This is a genomic window from Streptomyces sp. NBC_01016 (assembly GCF_026341035.1).
Lineage (GTDB): Bacteria > Actinomycetota > Actinomycetes > Streptomycetales > Streptomycetaceae > Streptomyces.
The window spans coordinates 3119921-3136578 of sequence record NZ_JAPEOQ010000001.1 but is presented as its reverse complement, the minus strand read 5'-3'; the positions used below and the strand labels follow the sequence as shown (position 1 = coordinate 3136578).

At 69.1% G+C, this 16658-nt stretch carries 16 protein-coding genes; 4 read left to right on the top strand and 12 right to left on the bottom strand.

Annotation, left to right across the window (positions count from 1 at the left end; translation table 11 throughout):
- Nucleotides 1–22 precede the first annotated feature (22 nt).
- Nucleotides 23–1264, bottom strand: coding sequence for an ATP-grasp domain-containing protein (locus OG746_RS14535; protein WP_266715007.1), 1242 nt, complete (start codon nt 1262–1264; stop codon nt 23–25).
- 392 nt (nt 1265–1656) lie between these two features.
- Between OG746_RS14535 and OG746_RS14530 the strand changes: the two genes are divergently transcribed.
- Entirely contained in the window at nt 1657–2688 is a 1032-nt protein-coding gene (locus OG746_RS14530; RefSeq protein WP_266715006.1) for an AraC family transcriptional regulator, read from the top strand.
- A gap of 13 nt (nt 2689–2701) precedes the next feature.
- On the opposite strand, the gene OG746_RS14525 is transcribed toward OG746_RS14530, so the two are convergent.
- Together OG746_RS14525 and OG746_RS14520 are read right to left on the bottom strand one after the other, a co-directional pair.
- Nucleotides 2702–4033 carry a class I SAM-dependent RNA methyltransferase gene (locus tag OG746_RS14525; RefSeq protein WP_266715005.1) on the bottom strand — a complete coding sequence of 444 codons (1332 nt, stop codon included), beginning with the start codon at nt 4031–4033 and terminating at the stop codon, nt 2702–2704.
- Between the two features lie 120 nt (nt 4034–4153).
- Nucleotides 4154–6199, bottom strand: coding sequence for an APC family permease (locus tag OG746_RS14520; RefSeq protein WP_266715004.1), 2046 nt, complete (start codon nt 6197–6199; stop codon nt 4154–4156).
- Nucleotides 6200–6480: 281 nt separating this feature from the next.
- On the opposite strand from OG746_RS14520, the gene OG746_RS14515 reads away from it, so the two are divergent.
- Together OG746_RS14515 and OG746_RS14510 are read left to right on the top strand one after the other, a co-directional pair.
- Complete coding sequence (locus tag OG746_RS14515; RefSeq protein ID WP_266715003.1) at nt 6481–7149, top strand: potassium channel family protein; 669 nt, start codon at nt 6481–6483, stop codon at nt 7147–7149.
- Nucleotides 7149–7820, top strand: a complete 672-nt coding sequence (locus OG746_RS14510) for a potassium channel family protein (RefSeq protein WP_266715002.1) — start codon at nt 7149–7151, stop codon at nt 7818–7820. Before OG746_RS14515 ends, OG746_RS14510 begins: the two co-directional genes overlap by 1 nt.
- 118 nt (nt 7821–7938) lie before the next feature.
- On the opposite strand, the gene OG746_RS14505 is transcribed toward OG746_RS14510, so the two are convergent.
- From OG746_RS14505 to OG746_RS14475, 7 genes are all read right to left on the bottom strand, one after another.
- Nucleotides 7939–8712, bottom strand: a complete 774-nt coding sequence (locus tag OG746_RS14505; RefSeq protein WP_266715001.1) for a DUF3159 domain-containing protein — start codon at nt 8710–8712, stop codon at nt 7939–7941.
- A 3-nt stretch (nt 8713–8715) separates the two neighbouring features.
- On the bottom strand, nt 8716–9126 hold the full coding sequence (locus OG746_RS14500) for an OB-fold nucleic acid binding domain-containing protein (protein ID WP_266715000.1): 411 nt from the start codon (nt 9124–9126) through the stop codon (nt 8716–8718).
- A 64-nt stretch (nt 9127–9190) separates the two neighbouring features.
- Nucleotides 9191–9874 (bottom strand): response regulator, encoded by a 684-nt coding sequence (locus tag OG746_RS14495; RefSeq protein WP_266714999.1) that lies wholly within the window; start codon nt 9872–9874, stop codon nt 9191–9193.
- Nucleotides 9871–12474 (bottom strand): ATP-binding protein, encoded by a 2604-nt coding sequence (locus OG746_RS14490; RefSeq protein WP_266714998.1) that lies wholly within the window; start codon nt 12472–12474, stop codon nt 9871–9873. Before OG746_RS14490 ends, OG746_RS14495 begins: the two co-directional genes overlap by 4 nt.
- 178 nt (nt 12475–12652) lie before the next feature.
- A complete protein-coding gene (locus OG746_RS14485; protein WP_266714997.1) occupies nt 12653–13420 on the bottom strand; it encodes a DUF3710 domain-containing protein in 768 nt (255 codons plus the stop codon).
- A 1-nt stretch (nt 13421) separates the two neighbouring features.
- On the bottom strand, nt 13422–13946 hold the full coding sequence (dut, locus tag OG746_RS14480) for a dUTP diphosphatase (RefSeq protein WP_266718947.1): 525 nt from the start codon (nt 13944–13946) through the stop codon (nt 13422–13424).
- A 35-nt stretch (nt 13947–13981) separates the two neighbouring features.
- Complete coding sequence (locus tag OG746_RS14475; RefSeq protein WP_266714996.1) at nt 13982–14566, bottom strand: PaaI family thioesterase; 585 nt, start codon at nt 14564–14566, stop codon at nt 13982–13984.
- Nucleotides 14567–14624: 58 nt separating this feature from the next.
- On the opposite strand from OG746_RS14475, the gene OG746_RS14470 reads away from it, so the two are divergent.
- Nucleotides 14625–15074 carry a DUF3093 domain-containing protein gene (locus OG746_RS14470; protein WP_266714995.1) on the top strand — a complete coding sequence of 150 codons (450 nt, stop codon included), beginning with the start codon at nt 14625–14627 and terminating at the stop codon, nt 15072–15074.
- Nucleotides 15075–15098: 24 nt separating this feature from the next.
- Here the strand turns inward: OG746_RS14470 and OG746_RS14465 are convergent, their stop codons facing one another.
- Both OG746_RS14465 and OG746_RS14460 read right to left on the bottom strand, forming a co-directional pair.
- The gene (locus tag OG746_RS14465; protein ID WP_266714994.1) at nt 15099–16034 is read right to left on the bottom strand and encodes a hypothetical protein; all 936 of its coding nucleotides are present in this window, start codon (nt 16032–16034) and stop codon (nt 15099–15101) included.
- 13 nt (nt 16035–16047) lie between these two features.
- The gene (locus tag OG746_RS14460) at nt 16048–16344 is read right to left on the bottom strand and encodes a DUF4193 domain-containing protein (protein ID WP_018535993.1); all 297 of its coding nucleotides are present in this window, start codon (nt 16342–16344) and stop codon (nt 16048–16050) included.
- Between the last annotated feature and the right edge of the window lie 314 nt (nt 16345–16658).

Here is a 16658-nt window from a genome sequence, read left to right as displayed (position 1 = left end):
CACACGGTCGTCAGGACGGTCGTCAGACGTAGAAGTCGAGCTCTTCCTGCTTCTTCAACAGGTCGCGCATTCGGTAGGGGTCTTCACCGAAGAAGTACACCAGGCCCCAATGGGTTCCGAACGCGGTCCTCTTGGTGACGGTCTCTTCGAGCGGCGTCGAGAGGTCGTGCGACTCGTAGTAGTCGTCGTCCTCGGTCACCTCCGGGATCTCCAGGTCGCTGACGACGCGGCGCCGCGGGTAGACGCCGAAGCAGCCGGCGACTCCGGACGCGTCGACGACCTCGCGCGGGAAGAAGGCGTCGATCTCCTCCTCGGTCGTCTTCGGGTCGAAGGCCAGCACCAGCGCCTGGTACGCGTTGAAGCCGTATGCCCGCTCAAGCAGCTCGAACACCTTGAAGCCCGGCGGCCGGTAGGCGACCTCGCCGAAGTACATCTCGCCGTCACTGGTGACGAAATACTCCGGGTGCACGAAGCCGAACTCGATGTCGAACGTCTTGATGAGCTTCTCGATCTGCGCCGTGATCTGCGGGCGGTAGCGCTCCAGTTCCGGGGTCGCCGGAACGAACACCGAATATCCCAGCGTGACGTATTCGGAGATGTTGAGGAACTTGATCTTCCCGTTGTGTACCCACGCCTCGACCGCGAACTCCCAGCCGTCGAGGTGGGATTCCATGAGGACGGGAAACTCCTCGTCCGGAATCGTGTCGACCTCGTCGGGGGTGCGGATGACGCGGTGCCCGAGGCATCCCGCCTTGTCGAACGCCTTGAGGTGGATCGGGTCGTTCGGGTCGCCGTCCAGCTTGAGCAGGGTCTGGTTGACGCGCTTGAGGAAGCGGGTCACGTCGTCCCGGTCGTGCGCCTCCTCGAAGATGCCGACCCGGATGCCGCCGAGTTGGGCGCGGCGCTTCATCAGCGCCTTGTCCCGCAGCAGCATGGCCTGCCCGTACAGCCGAGGGTTGCCCAACAGAACGGAGTTGATCGCCCCCGCCCACTCGACTGTTTCCTCGTACAGCGGGATCGCGACGTCGACGCCCTCGTTCTGCAGCGTCTCGGCGATCTCCACGGAGCGGTCGTTGAGCCGCTCGAAATTCCACGGCACGTACGGGATGTCGTGCTCGACGCAGTACTCCTCGGCCCACTCCGGGGCCACCACGACGTATCTCCGATCGAACCGGTCGAGAGCTTCCACCGCGTTGAGACTCCAGCCGAGGAGGGCTACATAGCCCTTGTCGGGGTTCCTGGTGACCGGTTCGCGCTGCGGCATAGACAGTTTCTCCTTCGGCGCGTGCGCCCATCGGGGGTGTGGCTGACTCGCCTTCCCGACGATCCGACGCACAAACGCCGACCTTGATCCTGTCCGGCCGTCCTCGCCTACGGTCCTGAGTCCCCATCAGGACCGTAGGCAGCAACGCCACTTCAGCGCGACGTCCCGGGTACGGGGTCCGGGAACCCGGGACGCCGGCCGCAGCGTCACGGGCGACACGGGCCGTCCGGCACTGCGGAAGGACAGGCAACTGCCCATATGGAAAGCTAGGTGCTGGTACCCGAGGACATGATCCGGTTGGCACATGCAGCGGTCCTCTAAACGCAGCTGATTGACCGCTGCGGTACGAGCTCGGCGAGGGGCTTGATCAATGGGACGGCAGAATTCCACAAATGCCGAACGATTCTGTGCCTGAGTACGGCGGGAACGTGCATCGGGTTTCGGCCCTACGAGCCGATTTCGCCCGACCCGTCCAGCTCCGCACGTCCGACCTGGACGAGGCCCGCCAGGTCATCCGTCACAACTTCTACCCGAACGTCATCGACCTGCTCCAGCCATCAGCCACCCTCACCGGGCACTTCGCGATAGGCAGGCTCCGCGGTATGACGCTCGGCACCCTGCAGTTCGGTGCGGATCTGTGCATGCGCTTCGGCGAACTGGGGGCGTACCACGTCGACGTGCCGCTGTCCGGGTCCATGGCGTGGCACCAGGGACGCCTCGATCCCCTCCTGGCCACCGTGCAGGAAGCCGCGGTCTTTCAGCCCGGCCACAACACGGTGCTGGACCGGTGGAGCGGAGACTGCCGACTTCTCGCGGTCAAGATCGAACGCCCCGAACTGGAGCTCCAGTTGGAGCGTCTGCTCGACGCCCCGATCCAGTTGCCGCTTCGGCTGAAACCCGCCATGAACATTTCGCACGGCCTCGGGCGCAGCTGGGCCCAGCTGGTCCGGACGGCGGCGGAAGACGCCCAGACGTCGCGGGGGCTCACCCATCACGAGCTGCTGGCCGACCGACTGCACGAGGCGCTGGTGATCGGACTGCTGCTGGCCGCCGATCACCCCTACCGCGAACAACTGGCCCGGCCGGTCACCCCCTGCCGTCCGACCCCGGTCAAGCGCGCCATCGACGCCATGGAGGCGCACCCGGAGCATCCGTTCACCGTGACGGGCCTCGCGGAGATCTCCGGGGTGGGCATCCGACAACTGCAACAGGGGTTCCGCCAGTACGTCGGAATGCCGCCCACGGACTACCTCCGCCGGATTCGGCTGGCCCGCGCCCATGAAGAGCTGCGCTCGAAGGAACCGGGCCAGGTGACCGTCACCGATGTCGCCTACCGCTGGGGCTTCACCCACCGCAGCAGATTCGCCGCCGCCTACCGCCAACGCTACGGCGAATCACCTTCGGCCACCCTGCACAGGACGTGACGCCCAGATCCGCCTACGACCGGCCCTTCTCGGCGGGCTCAAGAATCGCCAGGCACTCGACGTGATGCGTCATCGGGAACAGGTCGAACGCCCGCAGCGTCCGCACCCGGTACCCGCCCTCCTGGAAGTACCCGAGGTCGCGCGCGAGGGCGGCCGGGTCGCAGGCCACGTAGGCGATGCGGCGGGCGCCGAGCGTCGTGAGGTGGGTGACCGTCTTCTTGCCGGCGCCCGCGCGCGGCGGGTCCAGGACGATGAGGTCGACCTCGGAGATGCCGGTGCGCGGCAGGACCGCCTCGACCTTGCCCTGCTCGATGCGGACCCGGTCGAAGGCCTCCAGGTTGTGCCGGGCGTCCTCGACGGCACGCTTGCCGGACTCGATGCCGAGGACCGCGCCCTTGTCGCCGATCCGGTCCGCGAGCGCGCCCGCGAACAGGCCGACGCCGCAGTACAGGTCGAGCGCCATGTCGCCCTTGCGCGGCAGCAGGCCCTGCATGACGGCGCGCATCAGCGTGTCCGCCGCCTTCGGGTGCACCTGCCAGAAGCCACCGCTGCCGACGCGGTACGTACGGTCGTCGGCACGCTCACGCACGAAGGGGCGGCCGTGGACGCGGTGCACGCCGCCGTCCTTCTCCTCGACCCGCATCACGGAGACCGGCTTGTCGAGCTCGACGATCGGCAGGCGGGCGCCGGGCTTCGGGGCGAGGATCACCTGGCGGTCCTGCGAGCCGCTCGCCGCGATCGCCTCGACCGACTCCATGCCGGACCAGTCACGCTTCTCGATGCCGAGCTCGGACACGCCCTCGGCGGCGATCATGCAGTGTTCGATCGGCTCGACCTCGTGCGAGCGGTGGCGGCGCAGGCCCGCGTTGCCGTCGGCGTCGATCGCGTACTGGACGCGTGTGCGCCACTGCGGGACCTCGCCCGACGGGAGCTTGTCGCCCTCGGCCGGCATGACCGTGCCGTCCCAGCCGACCTCCTCGGGCGTGAGGCCCGCGAGGCGCTGCAGTTGCTCGGCGATGACCTCGCCCTTGAGGCGGCGCTGCGCGCCGGGCTTGGCGTGCTGCCAGTCGCAGCCGCCGCAGCGGCCGGGTCCCGAGTAGGGGCAGGGCGCCTCGACGCGGTCCTTGGACGCCTCGATGACCTGGACGGCGTCGGCGCGCAGGAAGCGCGCGCCCTCCTCGCCCTCGGTCACCCGTGCCACGACCCGCTCGCCGGGCAGCGTGTGCCGGACGAAGAGGACCTGGCCCTCGGCCGTGCGCGCGATGCAGTGGCCGCCGTGCGCGACGGGGCCGACCTCGACCTCGTACTCCTCCCCCACCAGTGACGTCGTCGGTTCTGCCTGCATGGCGGGGCTCCAGTACGTAAGGGGAAAGTCTTCGGCGTCGCGGCCACGGAAAAGCGGCCGGACACCAGCCCACCAGTTTACGTGGCTGTCGTCCGGCCGCTCACCAAGGCGGCCACCCGGCTACTTCGAGGTGGGCTCCTTCGGGCGCTTCTCGACCGGACCGCGCCGCACGGCACCCGGCGCGTTCCACTCGGACCGCCTGCGGGCCCGCTTCTTCGCGGCCTCGGAGGACTCCAGCTGGTACGGGACGGACGTGACCATGATGCCGGGGGTGAAGAGCAGTCGCCCCTTCAGCCGCAGCGCGCTCTGGTTGTGCAGCAGGTGCTCGTACCAGTGGCCCACCACGTACTCGGGGATGATCACGCTGACCGCGTCGCGCGGGGACTCGCGGCGCAGGTTCTTCACGTACTCGATGATCGGCCGGGTGATTTCCCGGTACGGCGAGTCAAGAACCTTGAGCGGCACGTCAATACCTCGACGCTCCCACTCGTCCCTCAACGTCTTCGTCTCTGCTGGATCAACATTGACGCTCAATGCCTCAAGGGTGTCCGTGCGCATCAACTTGGCGTACGCGAGCGCCCGCAGCGTCGGCCGGTGGATCTTCGACACGAGGACCAGGGAGTGCACGCGCGAGGGGCGCACGCTGTCGTCCGTCGGGGTCTCCGGCGCGGCGATCTCCTCGGCGACCCGGTCGTAGTGCTTGCGGATCACGGTCATCGTCACGAAGAAGATGCACATGCCGAGCAGTGCGACCCAGGCGCCGTGCGTGAACTTCGTAAGGAGGACGACCACGAGGACCATGCCGGTCAGGAACGCGCCGAACGTGTTGATCGCGCGGGAGCGGATCATGTGGCGGCGCTTGGCGGGGTCCCGCTCCGTGGCCAGGTGCCGGTTCCAGTGCCGCACCATGCCGATCTGGCTGAGCGTGAAGGAGACGAACACGCCCACGATGTACAGCTGGATCAGGCGCGTCGAGTCGGCCCCGTAGATGACGACCAGGAGGGCCGCCGCGCCCGCCAGCAGCACGATGCCGTTGGAGAACGCGAGGCGGTCGCCGCGGGTGTGCAGCTGGCGCGGCAGGTAGCGGTCCTGGGCGAGGATCGAGCCGAGCAGCGGGAAGCCGTTGTACGCGGTGTTGGCCGCGAGGAAGAGGACGAGGGCGGTGGCGGCCGCGAGGACCAGGAACATGAAGCTGCCGCCGCCGAAGACGGCCTCGGCGACCTGCGAGATCACCGGGTCCTGCACAAAACCGGAGCCGACCGCGGCACCGTTGTGGATCAGATCCTTCGCCGGGTTCTCCGCCATCCGCACGTCGGTCACGAGGGCCAGCACGATGATGCCGCAGAACATGGTGACGGCGAGGCCGCCCATCAGCGCGAGCGTGCTCGCCGCGTTCTTCGACTTCGGCTTGCGGAAGGCCGGGACACCGTTGGAGATCGCCTCGACGCCGGTGAGCGCCGCACATCCGGACGAGAAGGCGCGCAGCAGCAGGAAGACGAGCGCGAAGCCCGCGAGGCCCTGGTGCTCCGCCTTGATGTGGAAGTCGGCGGTGGGCGCGTGCATGGCGTCGCCGAGGACGAGCCCGCGGAACGCACCCCAGGCGATCATGATGAAGACGCCGGCCACGAAGACGTACGTGGGAATGGCGAAAAGCTTCCCCGACTCCTTCACACCGCGCAGATTCATCAAGGTGAGCAGCACGATCACGGCGACCGCGCACAGCACCTTGTGCTCGATCACGAACGGGACCGCGGAGCCGAGGTTCTCGATGCCGGACGAGATCGACACGGCCACCGTCAGGACGTAGTCGACGAGCAGCGCGCTCGCGACGGTGAGGCCGGCCTTCGGCCCGAGGTTGGTGTTCGCCACCTCGTAGTCGCCGCCACCGCTCGGATAGGCGTGGACGTTCTGGCGGTAGGAGGCGACGACCGTGAACATCAGCACGACGACCGCGACCGCGATCCAGGGGCTGAAGTGGTAGGCCGACACGCCCGCAATGGAGAGGACCAGCAGGACCTCGCCGGGCGCATACGCCACGGAGGACAGCGGGTCGGAAGCGAAAACGGGGAGAGCGATGCGCTTCGGCAGGAGCGTTTCTCCCAGCCGGTCGCTGCGCAGTGCGCGCCCGATCAAGATCCGTTTGGGCACGTCGGTCAGTTTGGACACGGAGAGGATCGTAAGCGTTCGAACGGGGGGTCGCCCACCCACCACCCCCATTCAGCTTCGTGCTGTGCGCCACGCCTGCGCAGATGTGACCACCGACTGTCCACCGACGCGAAGGGGGAGATCTCTTACAGAGCCGATACGGTGGTCCAGAGCGCGAGCCGCACAGCAGCCCGCATCGTGCCCGAGATCGAGCCGCACCGGCTGGACCATCCCGCGAGAGAGAGCCATGAGCAGGACGTTTACGCAGGTCAGAAGGCCTATGAGGAGTGCGGGGTAGGGCCGTGCATATCGTGATCATGGGCTGTGGCCGAGTAGGGTCCCAACTCGCCCAGACCCTGGAGCAGCAGGGCCACACGGTCGCCGTGGTCGATCAGGACCCGACGGCGTTCCGTCGCCTGGGTTCGGGTTTCGGCGGCCGTCGGGTCACCGGAGTCGGTTTCGACCAGGACACCCTGCGCGAAGCGGGCATCGAGGAGGCCGGCGCCTTCGCCGCCGTCTCCAGTGGTGACAACTCGAACATCATCGCCGCCCGCGTGGCCCGCGAGATGTTCGGCATCGAGAACGTGGCGGCGCGCATCTACGACCCCCGTCGTGCGGAGGTCTACCAGCGCCTGGGCATCCCGACGGTCGCCACGGTCCGCTGGACCGCCGACCAGATGCTGCGGCGCCTGCTGCCGTCCGGCGCGGAGCCGCTGTGGCGCGACCCCACCGGCGGCGTCCAGCTCGCCGAGGTGCACGCCTCGGAGTCCTGGATCGGCCAGAAGATCAGCCGCCTCCAGGAGGAGACCGGCGTACGCGTCGCGTTCCTGACCCGGCTCGGCGAGGCGATCCTGCCGACGTCGCAGACGGTGCTTCAGGAGGGCGACCTCGTGCACGTGATGATGCGCACGGACGACGTCGAGAAGGTCGAGGCGGCGTTCGCCGAGGGCCCCGAGGAAGGCGGTCAGTGATGAGGGTCGCCATTGCCGGAGCCGGAGCGGTCGGTCGTTCGATCGCGGGCGAGCTCCTGGAGAACGGTCACGAGGTCCTCCTCGTCGACAAGGCCCCGACCGCCATCTCGGTCGAGCGCGTCCCGCAGGCGGAGTGGCTGCTCGCCGACGCCTGCGAGATCACGTCCCTGGACGAGGCGGCGCTGCAGCGCTGCAACGTGGTCATCGCGGCCACCGGCGACGACAAGGTCAACTTGGTCGTCTCGCTGCTCGCGAAGACCGAGTACGGGGTCCCGCGGGTCGTCGCCCGCGTCAACAACCCGAAGAACGAGTGGCTGTTCAACGAGTCGTGGGGCGTGGACGTGGCCGTCTCGACGCCGCGCCTCATGTCGGCGCTCGTCGAAGAGGCGGTCAGCGTGGGCGATCTCGTCCGCCTGCTCCGCTTCAGCCACGGCGACGCGAACCTGGTCGAGCTGACCCTCCCGGAGGAGTCGGCCCTGGCCGGCACCCGGGTCGGTGACGTCCAGTGGCCGCAGGACACGTCCCTCGTGACGATCATCCGCGGCACCCGCGTGCTGGCCCCCAGCGCGGAGGACTCCCTCGAGGCGGGCGACGAGCTGCTGTTCGTCGCGGCGCAGGCGCGCGAGGAGCAGCTGGAGGACCTGCTGTCGGTGCGACGCGAGGACGCGTAACGCGTAACGCTTCTGCATGAGGCAGGCACATGGAGGCGGCCCCGAGCTCTCGGCTCGGGGCCGCCTCCATGTCGTTCACGACGGGTCGTACGAGGGCCGCTCTCGGGTCGTACGAGGGTCAGACCTCGCGGCGATGCCGCGCCCGCCCGTTCTCTTCACTGGCGGCCTGAGCCTGCTCGCGCTCGGCCTCGGCCTGCCGCTCCTTCTCCTCCATCTCCGCGAACACGTCGATGGGCGCGGGCGCCTTCGCCAGGAACACCCACGTGAGCCACACCGCCAGCAGGAACGGCGGGATCTTCAACGCGACGAGCACCCAGCCGAATTGCGTGGTGTCCCCCCACCAGTACAGCGGGAACAGAATCGCGCACTTGGCCAGGAGGATCAGGCCCCAGGCCCAACTCGCCTTGGCGTACGCCTTCTTGCGCCCGGGGTTGCGGGTGCGCCAGGAGAGGTTCTCCTTGAACACGGGGCCGAGGATCAGCCCGATCAACGGCACCCCGCACAGCGTCGTGACGATGTACGCGAGCGCGAGCCCCAACGTGTAGAGCATGCCCGGCAGATAGAAGTCCTTGGCGTTGCCCGTCATCATCGCGAAGACAACACCGAAGGCGACACCGAAGACGCCACTGAAGGCGTGCTTGACGGTGTCCTTCATGACGAGGCGCACGACGACGAGGACCAGGGACACCGCGAGGGCCGCGATGGCCGACATGTGCAGGTCCTTGTTGACCGTGAAGATGCTCACGAAGAGGAGGCCGGGCAGGACGGTCTCCACCATGCCCCGCACGCCGCCGAAGGCCTCGAAGAGCGCGGCCTCGGTCACGGACTTGTCCGTCACGGCGCCTTGATCGACTCCGGGTTCACGTTCGGTCGGCTTGTCGAGGGACGTCACCGGCTACTCCCGTCCGAGCGGTCTGAGTTCGTACTTCGGATTGAACAGCACCCTACGGCCCCGACTCATCGAGATCCGTCCCGAAGCTATGAGTTTGCGCCCCGGCTCGATCCCGACGATCGAGCGCCTGCCGAGCCACACCACGTCCACCGCGGCCGAGCCGTCGAACAACTCCGCCTCCAGCGCGGGAACTCCGGCGCGTGGTCGCAGGGTTACCGTGCGCAACGTACCAGTAACAGTGACCATTTGTCGGTCCGCACAGTCGCCGATGCGCGTGCAGCCGGTGGTCTCCGAGTCCTCGCGCAGCTCCTCCGACTCCAGGTCCTCCTGGGAACTGGACAGCCGGTCGAGCATGCGCCGGAACCGGCCCGCCGGCTTCTCGGACGCCCTTTCGGAACGCGGAACAGCACTCATACTGGAAGCGTACCTGGGCCCTGTGACAGGGTCGTACCCGCTGGTGTACCCGCTTTCGCGGGCCTCACCGCTCGAATCGGTACCCCATCCCCGGTTCCGTGACGAAGTGCCGCGGATGCGAGGGATCGGTCTCCAACTTGCGCCGCAACTGCGCCATGTACACCCGCAGGTAGTTGGTCTCCGTCCCGTACGAGGGCCCCCACACCTCCTGCAGCAGCTGCTTCTGGCTGACCAGGCGGCCCGTATTGCGCACCAGGACCTCCAGAAGATGCCATTCGGTGGGGGTCAGCCGTACGTCGTGCCCGCCCCGGTTGACCTTCTTCGCGGCCATGTCGACCGTGAAGTCCGAGGTCTCGACGATCCCCTCGTCCTCGGTCCCGCCCGTGGGCTCGGCCCGCCGCACGGCCGCCCGCAGCCGGGCGAGGAGCTCGTCCATGCCGAAGGGCTTGGTCACGTAGTCGTCGGCGCCCGCGTCGAGCGCCTCGACCTTCTCGTCGGACGAATGCCGCGCGGACAACACCAGGATCGGTACGCGGGTCCAGCCGCGCAGCCCCTTGATCACCTCGACGCCGTCCATGTCGGGCAGGCCCAGGTCGAGGACGATCACGTCGGGGTGGCGGGCGGCGGCGAGCTGCAGCGCCTGCGCCCCGTCCGCGGCGGCGTCCACCTCGTACTTGCGCGCCTTCAGGTTGATGACGAGGGCGCGGACGATCTGCGGCTCGTCGTCGACCACGAGCACCCGGGTCATGCGTGCCTGCCTCTCTGGGGACCAGCTGCCTGTCCGGCTGCTTGTCCGGCTGTCCGTACGGCCTCCGGGGCCGTGTCCGGGGTGGTGCGGGTCGCGGCCCGCAGGGTCAGGACCATCGTGAGCCCGCCTCCTGGAGTGTCCTCCGCGCCGAGCGTGCCTCCCATGGCCTCCGTGAAGCCGCGCGCCACGGCGAGCCCGAGGCCCACACCGGCGCCGCGCGGAGCGTCACCGTAGCGCTGGAAGGGCTCGAAAATCCGGTCCTTGGCCTCGTCAGGGACTCCGGGCCCGCGGTCCACGACGCGCAGCTCGACGCGGTCGCCGAGCGTGCTCGCGGAGACGAGGACGGGCTTGTCGGGCGGGCTGTACTTGACCGCGTTCTCGACGACGTTGGCGACGGCGCGCTCCAGGAGCCCCTTGTCGACGCTGACCATGGGCAGCGTCTCGGGCACGTCCAGGTCGACGTTGAGATCCGGGTCGGGCACGCCGACCAGCGCCATCGGCACGACCTCGTCGAGGTCGATCTCGCGGATGAGCGGGGTGACGGTGCCGGTCTGGAGGCGCGACATGTCGAGCAGGTTCCCGACGAGGTGATCGAGCCGGTCGGCGCCCTCCTCGATCCCGGCGAGCAGTTCCGCCTGGTCCTCGGGCGACCAGTCGACGTCCTCGGAGCGCAGCGACGACACCGACGCCTTGATGCCCGCGAGCGGCGTGCGCAGATCGTGCGAGACGGCGGCCAGCAGGGCCGTACGGATGCGGTTGCCCTCGGCGAGCGCCCGCGCCGTGTCGGCCTCGGACTGCAGGCGCTGGCGGTCGAGCACGACGGCGGCCTGCGCGGCGAACGCGGCGAGCACGCGCCGGTCCTCCGCGGGCAGCACGCGCCCGGTCAGGGCGAGCGCCAGGTGGTCCCCGACCGGCATGTCGACATCGGCGTCCTCGGGCCGGCCGAGGGACTGCGTGCCGACGCTCGCGGCGCAGGTCCACGGCGCGGTGTCGCCCTCCCGCTCCAGGAGTGCCACGGACTCCATCGCGAAGGTCTCCCGTACGCGTTCGAGCAGCGCCTCCAGGCTGGTGTCGCCGCGCAGCACGCTGCCCGCCAGGAAGGCGAGGATCTCGGACTCGGCGCGCAGCCGGGCCGCCTGGTGGGTGCGCCGCGCCGCAAGATCCACGACCGAGGCCACGGACACCGCGACGCCCACGAAGATCACGATGGCGACGATGTTGCGGGGGTCGGCGACGGTCCACAGGTGCAGGGGCGGCGTGAAGAAGTAGTTGAGCAGCAGTGAGCCGAAGGCCGCCGAGGCCAGCGCCGGAAGCAGTCCGCCGACCAGGGCGGCGGCGACCGTCAGCGACAGGAACAGCAGCATGTCGTTGGCGAGGCCGAGGTCGCTGTGGGTGTGCGTGAGGACAAGGGCGAGCAGCGCGGGGCCGCCGATGCCGGTGAGCCAGCCCCACACGATCCGGGACCGGCCGAGCCGGGCGCCGCGGGCGACGGGCAGTCCGCGCCCCTTGGCGACCTCGTCGTGCGTGACGATGTGCACGTCGAGGTCGGGCCCGGACTCGCGGGCGACGGTCGCGCCGACGCCGGGGCCGAACATGTACTGCCAGGTCTTGCGCCGCGAGGAGCCGAGGACGATCTGGGTGGCGTTGACTCCGCGGGCGAACTCCAGGAGGGCTGCGGGGATGTCGTCGCCGATGACGTGGTGGAACGTGCCGCCCAGGTCTTCGACCAGGGTGCGCTGGACGGCCAGCTCCTTGGGCGAGGCGGCGGTGAGGCCGTCGCTGCGGGCGATGTAGACCGCGAGCACCTCGCCGCCCGCGCCCTTCTCGGCGAGCCGCGCCGCGCGCCTGATCAACGTGCGGCCCTCGGGGCCTCCGGTCAGGCCGACGACGATGCGCTCGCGGGCCTGCCACGTGGAGCGGATGTTGTGCTCGCCCCGGTACTCCTGGAGGTACTCGTCGGCCCGGTCGGCGACCCACAGGAGCGCCAACTCCCGCAGCGCGGTGAGGTTTCCGGGGCGGAAGTAGTTGGAGAGCGCCGCGTCGACCTTGTCGGACTTGTAGATGTTGCCGTGGGCCATGCGGCGGCGCAGCGACTGGGGCGACATGTCGACGAGTTCGATCTGGTCGGCACGGCGGACGACTTCGTCGGGGACCGTCTCCCGTTGACGTACACCAGTGATCGAATCAACCACATCGCCCAACGACTCAAGATGCTGGATGTTGACGGTCGATATGACGTCGATGCCCGCACCAAGCAGTTCCTCGACGTCCTGCCAGCGCTTGGCGTTGCGCGAGCCCGGCACGTTCGTGTGCGCCAGTTCGTCGACGAGGGCGACGGCCGGGGCGCGCAGCAGCACGGCGTCCACGTCCATCTCGTGGAAGACCGTCCCCCGGTACGCGAGCTCTTTGCGCGGGATCTGCTCCAGGCCGTGCAGCATCACCTCGGTGCGCGGCCGGTCGTGATGCTCGACGAACGCCACCACGCAGTCCGTGCCCCGCTCCACCCGGCGGTGTGCCTCGGACAGCATCGCGTACGTCTTGCCGACGCCCGGTGCGCTGCCGAGGTAGATCCGTAGTTTCCCGCGCGTCCCGCGTCCCATGGCCTCATTGTCTTCCCGTGACTGCTCCACGCAGCGTCGAGCCTACGGCCTGCGATCTGCGCAAATGGGGCGGATGACGGCCGGGCGGGTGGCCTTGACGCAACCCTGATGCACGAAACCGGGGCCGCGCACCCTTGAAGGATGCGCGGCCCCGGCCTCGTACGACGGTGTGAGCGCCTCAGCGGACCTCGGTGATCTCCGGGCCGCGCTGGAGCTGGCCCATGCCACCGGAGAAGCGCGAGGCCTCCTGGCCGCCATCGCCCTGGGAGCTCTCGGCGACCATCTGCGCGTCGTCGGGGAGCTTCAGGACGATCGGGTCACGCGGGGCCATCGGGCCCTCGCCGCGCACCACGACGGTGTCGCGGAAGATCTGCTCCAGGAGGCCGGCCGCCTGCGGCTGCACGGCGCCCTGGCCCGAGATCACGCCGCGCAGGAACCAGCGCGGGCCGTCCACGCCGATGAACCGCACGACCTGGAAACCGCCCGTGCCGTCCGGCAGCTGCACCGGCACCTGGGCCCGCAGCTCCCAGCCGAGCGGACCCTCGACCTCGTCGATCACACCACCCTGCTGGGTGATGCCGGAGGCGATCTCCTCGCGGACCTCGCCCCAGATGCCCTCCTTCTTGGGGGCGGCGAAGGCCTGGAGCTGGATCGCGCTGTCCTGGAGGACGACGGTCGCCGCGACGATCGCGTCGCCCGCGACCTCCACACGCAGCTCCATGCCCTCCACGCCGGGGACGAAGACTCCGCCCAGGTCCACCCGGCCCTCGCCGGGCTCGCGGACCTCGGAGTCGTCCCAGGGACCGTCGGGACGGGGCTCGGGCTCGAGTCGGACGCGGTCCGACCCCTGCTCGTCCGTGTCCACGCTGCCGACGCTGTCGACGACCTGCTCGGCCTCGTCGGCCGCATCCTCGGCGGCGCCGTTCTTGTTACGACGTCCGAACACGTCACTGTCCTTCCCGGTCGGATACGACCGAAGCGTATCGATTCCCACCCTTTTGACCGTCCGCGCCGTTGCCGGCAACGGTCGGGCCACCTACGGCAGCGTGCCCGCCGGTGGACCCGAAGCCCCCTTCGGCCCGCACCGAATCGGGAAGCTCCGCGACCTCCTGGAAGCGGACCCTCTCGACCTGCTGGACCACCAGTTGGGCAATCCGGTCGAAGCGCTCGAACCGCACGCTCTCGCGCGGGTCGAGATTCACCACGATCACCTTGATCTCCCCACGGTACCCGGCATCCACCGTCCCTGGGGCATTCACCAGAGCCACGCCGCAGCGCGCTGCGAGGCCGGATCTGGGGTGCACGAAGGCCGCGTACCCCTCGGGCAGGGCGACCGACACACCGGTGGGCAGAACGACCCGCTCACCGGGCGCGAGTTCGCACGCCTCGGTGGTCCGCAGATCGGCTCCGGCGTCACCGGGATGCTCGTACGAAGGCAGTGGCACATCGGGGTCGACGCGCCGCACGAGCACGCCGAGTTCGTGGCCGGGACCGCCAGGGAAATTGCTCACGGGTTCACCTCGAAGGCGCGGGCGCGCCTGACCTGGTCGGGGTCGCTCATGGCCGCCTCGATCTCTTCCGGGCGGCCGTTCTCGATGAAGTGGTCGACCTTGACCTCGATGAAGAGGGCGTCGGCACGCACGGCAACGGGCCCGTCGGGGCCACCGATCCGGCCGGTCGCGGTCGAGTAGATCTTGCGGCCGGCGACGGCCGTCACCTCGGCGGACAGGAACAGCACCGTGTCCACGGGAACGGGCCGCACGAAGTCGGTCTCCAGGCGGCCGGTCACGGCGATGGCCTGAAGCAGCCAGTTCAGGGAGCCGAGCGTCTCGTCGAGCGCGGTCGCGAGGACCCCGCCGTGCGCAAGACCCGGCGCACCCTGATGCGCGGGGCGCACGGTGAACTCGGCGGTGACGGTGACACCTTCACCGGCCCGCGCCTCCAGGTGCAGCCCGTGCGGCTGCTCGCCGCCACAGCCGAAACAGTGTCCGTAGTGCGCGCCGAGGAGCTCGCCGGGGGCGGGCGCGTCGGGGTGCCGCACCGGGGCTATGGCGTCGGCAGGGGGCGTCAGAGCTGCAGAAGTACCACTCACAGCCGCAGACCTTACCCGCGCGTCCTATCACTCCACGCATCGTGCCAAGCTTGAGCCCATGGAGACCTCGACGACGCCCTACGACGAACGACTCACCGCGCCCCGCTCGTGGTGGCTCATCACGTTCATGGTGGGTGTCGTCGGCGCCATCATCCTGCTGCCCTTCGGCCCGTTGCCGCTGCTCGGAGGCTTCGTCGGCGGCCTGCTCATCGCGGCCGTGATCACCAGTTCGTACGGCTCGGCCCGGGTTCGCGTCGTCGCCGACTCGCTGGTCGCGGGCGACGCGAAGATCCCGCTGTCCGCCCTCGGCGAGGTGCACGTCCTGGACGCGGAGGAGGCCCGCGCGTGGCGCACGTACAAGGCCGATCCGCGCGCCTTCATGCTGCTGCGCAGCTACGTCACGACCGCGGTGCGGGCGGAGATCACCGATCCCTCGGACCCGACGCCGTACGTCTACCTGTCGACGCGCGAACCTGAAGCTTTGGCAAAGGCTCTGAGCCGCGCCTGAACGAGGGCGGGATCAGGGGCGGAATCAGGCCCCGATCTCCAGGGCGTCGGGCGGCTCCTCCAGGGGCGGCAGTTCGGTCAGCGCCTCCCAGGGCACCTGGTGCCGCCGCAGGTCCTGACGTACCCGCTCGGCCAGCTTCCTGGTGTCGCGCCGGTTCATGAGCGCCCCCACGGCCGCGCCGATCATGAACGGCGTCAGGCTCGGAAGGTTCCGCACCATCCGCTTCATGATCTGCTGTCGAAGCTCGCGCTTCATCTGTACGCCGAGCGCCGCATTGACCGTAGTCGGCTTCGTCACGTCGATGCCGCGCTCTTCCGTCCAGGCGGTCAGATAGGCGCCGCTGCGGCCCTTCAGAGTCCCTGGCGGCCGCAGTCCGTAGACCTCGTGCAGCTCGGCGATCAACTTCAGCTCGATCGCGGCCACACCGGTCACCTCCGCGGCCAGTTCGGTCGGCATCGCGGGCGGAACGGGCAGCATCGCGGCGACGCCGACTCCCGCGCCCACGGTGGATGTCGCGGCGGCCGCGCCCGTGACCAGCTTGTCCGCGAGCTGTTCGGGGTCGAGACCCGGGAACTGCTTGCGGAGGGTCGCCAGGTCCCGCACGGGAACCCGCGGCGCGTTCTCGATGATGCGATCGGCGAGATAGCCGATCGAGGCCTTGGCGGCCGCGCCGCCCTTGGCCAGCCCCGTTCTGGCTGTTCTGGCGCCTCTCGCGACGGCGCCACCCCTGCGCGCACCGTCGCTGCCGGCCGCCGGGGCCACCGGCAGGTCGCCCGCCGACTCATGGTCGTCCGCCGATTCGAGCGAGGCTTCTTCTCCGGGGGCACCCGATGCTGCACCAGGTGCTCCTGGGAAAGAGCCTCGCTCGTCGTCACGCACGGCCTCTGACGGGCCTTGAGCCGTCCCGCTGACCTTCTTGTTGCGGGAGCGGCGCTTCCAGGGCGGGGTCGAGCTGGTCATGCCCGACCCTGCCTCAGTCGCAGTCGCGGCAGATGGGCTGTCCGTTCTTCTCCCGCGCGAGCTGGCTGCGGTGGTGCACCAGGAAGCAGCTCATGCAGGTGAACTCGTCCTGCTGCTTGGGCAGGACACGGACGGCCAGCTCCTCATTCGAGAGGTCGGCGCCCGGAAGCTCCAGGCCCTCCGCCGCCTCGAACTCGTCCACGTCGACGTTCGAAGCCGACTTGTCGTTACGCCTGGACTTCAGTTCCTCAATGCTGTCTTCATTGAGGTCGTCATCGGTCTTGCGTGGGGTGTCGTAATCCGTTGCCATGTCGCTCTCCCCCTCTGGGTGTCTGCGGTGTCTCAAGCGCCGTAACGCATGAGAGGCCGGACTTGTGCCCGACCTGAGGCGGAGATTTTGCCTCACATCAAGGTCTGTTACTCAATCGACACCCAACTGGATCCCTCACGAGTGATCGTCTTGGGTGGCGAACCGGACCGTACACGGTCCGATTGCCGCACTGCACGGGCGCCACCCCGTGTACTTCCCGTGATCAAGGCGCCCGAAAACCCGGACTTTCCCGGCTTTCACACGGCTTTTGCGATCACGGAGAGTGGACGGCCGAAAAAACGCCCATGTGATCG

Bases quoted from the DNA above. Each gene is read 5' to 3' on its own strand.
- OG746_RS14535 (WP_266715007.1), bottom strand. From the start codon at position 1,264: ATGCCGCAGCGCGAACCGGTCACCAGGAACCCCGACAAGGGCTATGTA.
- OG746_RS14530 (WP_266715006.1), top strand. From the start codon at position 1,657: ATGCCGAACGATTCTGTGCCTGAGTACGGCGGGAACGTGCATCGGGTT.
- OG746_RS14525 (WP_266715005.1), bottom strand. From the start codon at position 4,033: ATGCAGGCAGAACCGACGACGTCACTGGTGGGGGAGGAGTACGAGGTC.
- OG746_RS14510 (WP_266715002.1), top strand. From the start codon at position 7,149: ATGAGGGTCGCCATTGCCGGAGCCGGAGCGGTCGGTCGTTCGATCGCG.
- OG746_RS14500 (WP_266715000.1), bottom strand. From the start codon at position 9,126: ATGAGTGCTGTTCCGCGTTCCGAAAGGGCGTCCGAGAAGCCGGCGGGC.
- OG746_RS14495 (WP_266714999.1), bottom strand. From the start codon at position 9,874: ATGACCCGGGTGCTCGTGGTCGACGACGAGCCGCAGATCGTCCGCGCC.
- OG746_RS14490 (WP_266714998.1), bottom strand. From the start codon at position 12,474: ATGGGACGCGGGACGCGCGGGAAACTACGGATCTACCTCGGCAGCGCA.
- OG746_RS14470 (WP_266714995.1), top strand. From the start codon at position 14,625: ATGGAGACCTCGACGACGCCCTACGACGAACGACTCACCGCGCCCCGC.
- OG746_RS14465 (WP_266714994.1), bottom strand. From the start codon at position 16,034: ATGACCAGCTCGACCCCGCCCTGGAAGCGCCGCTCCCGCAACAAGAAG.
- OG746_RS14460 (WP_018535993.1), bottom strand. From the start codon at position 16,344: ATGGCAACGGATTACGACACCCCACGCAAGACCGATGACGACCTCAAT.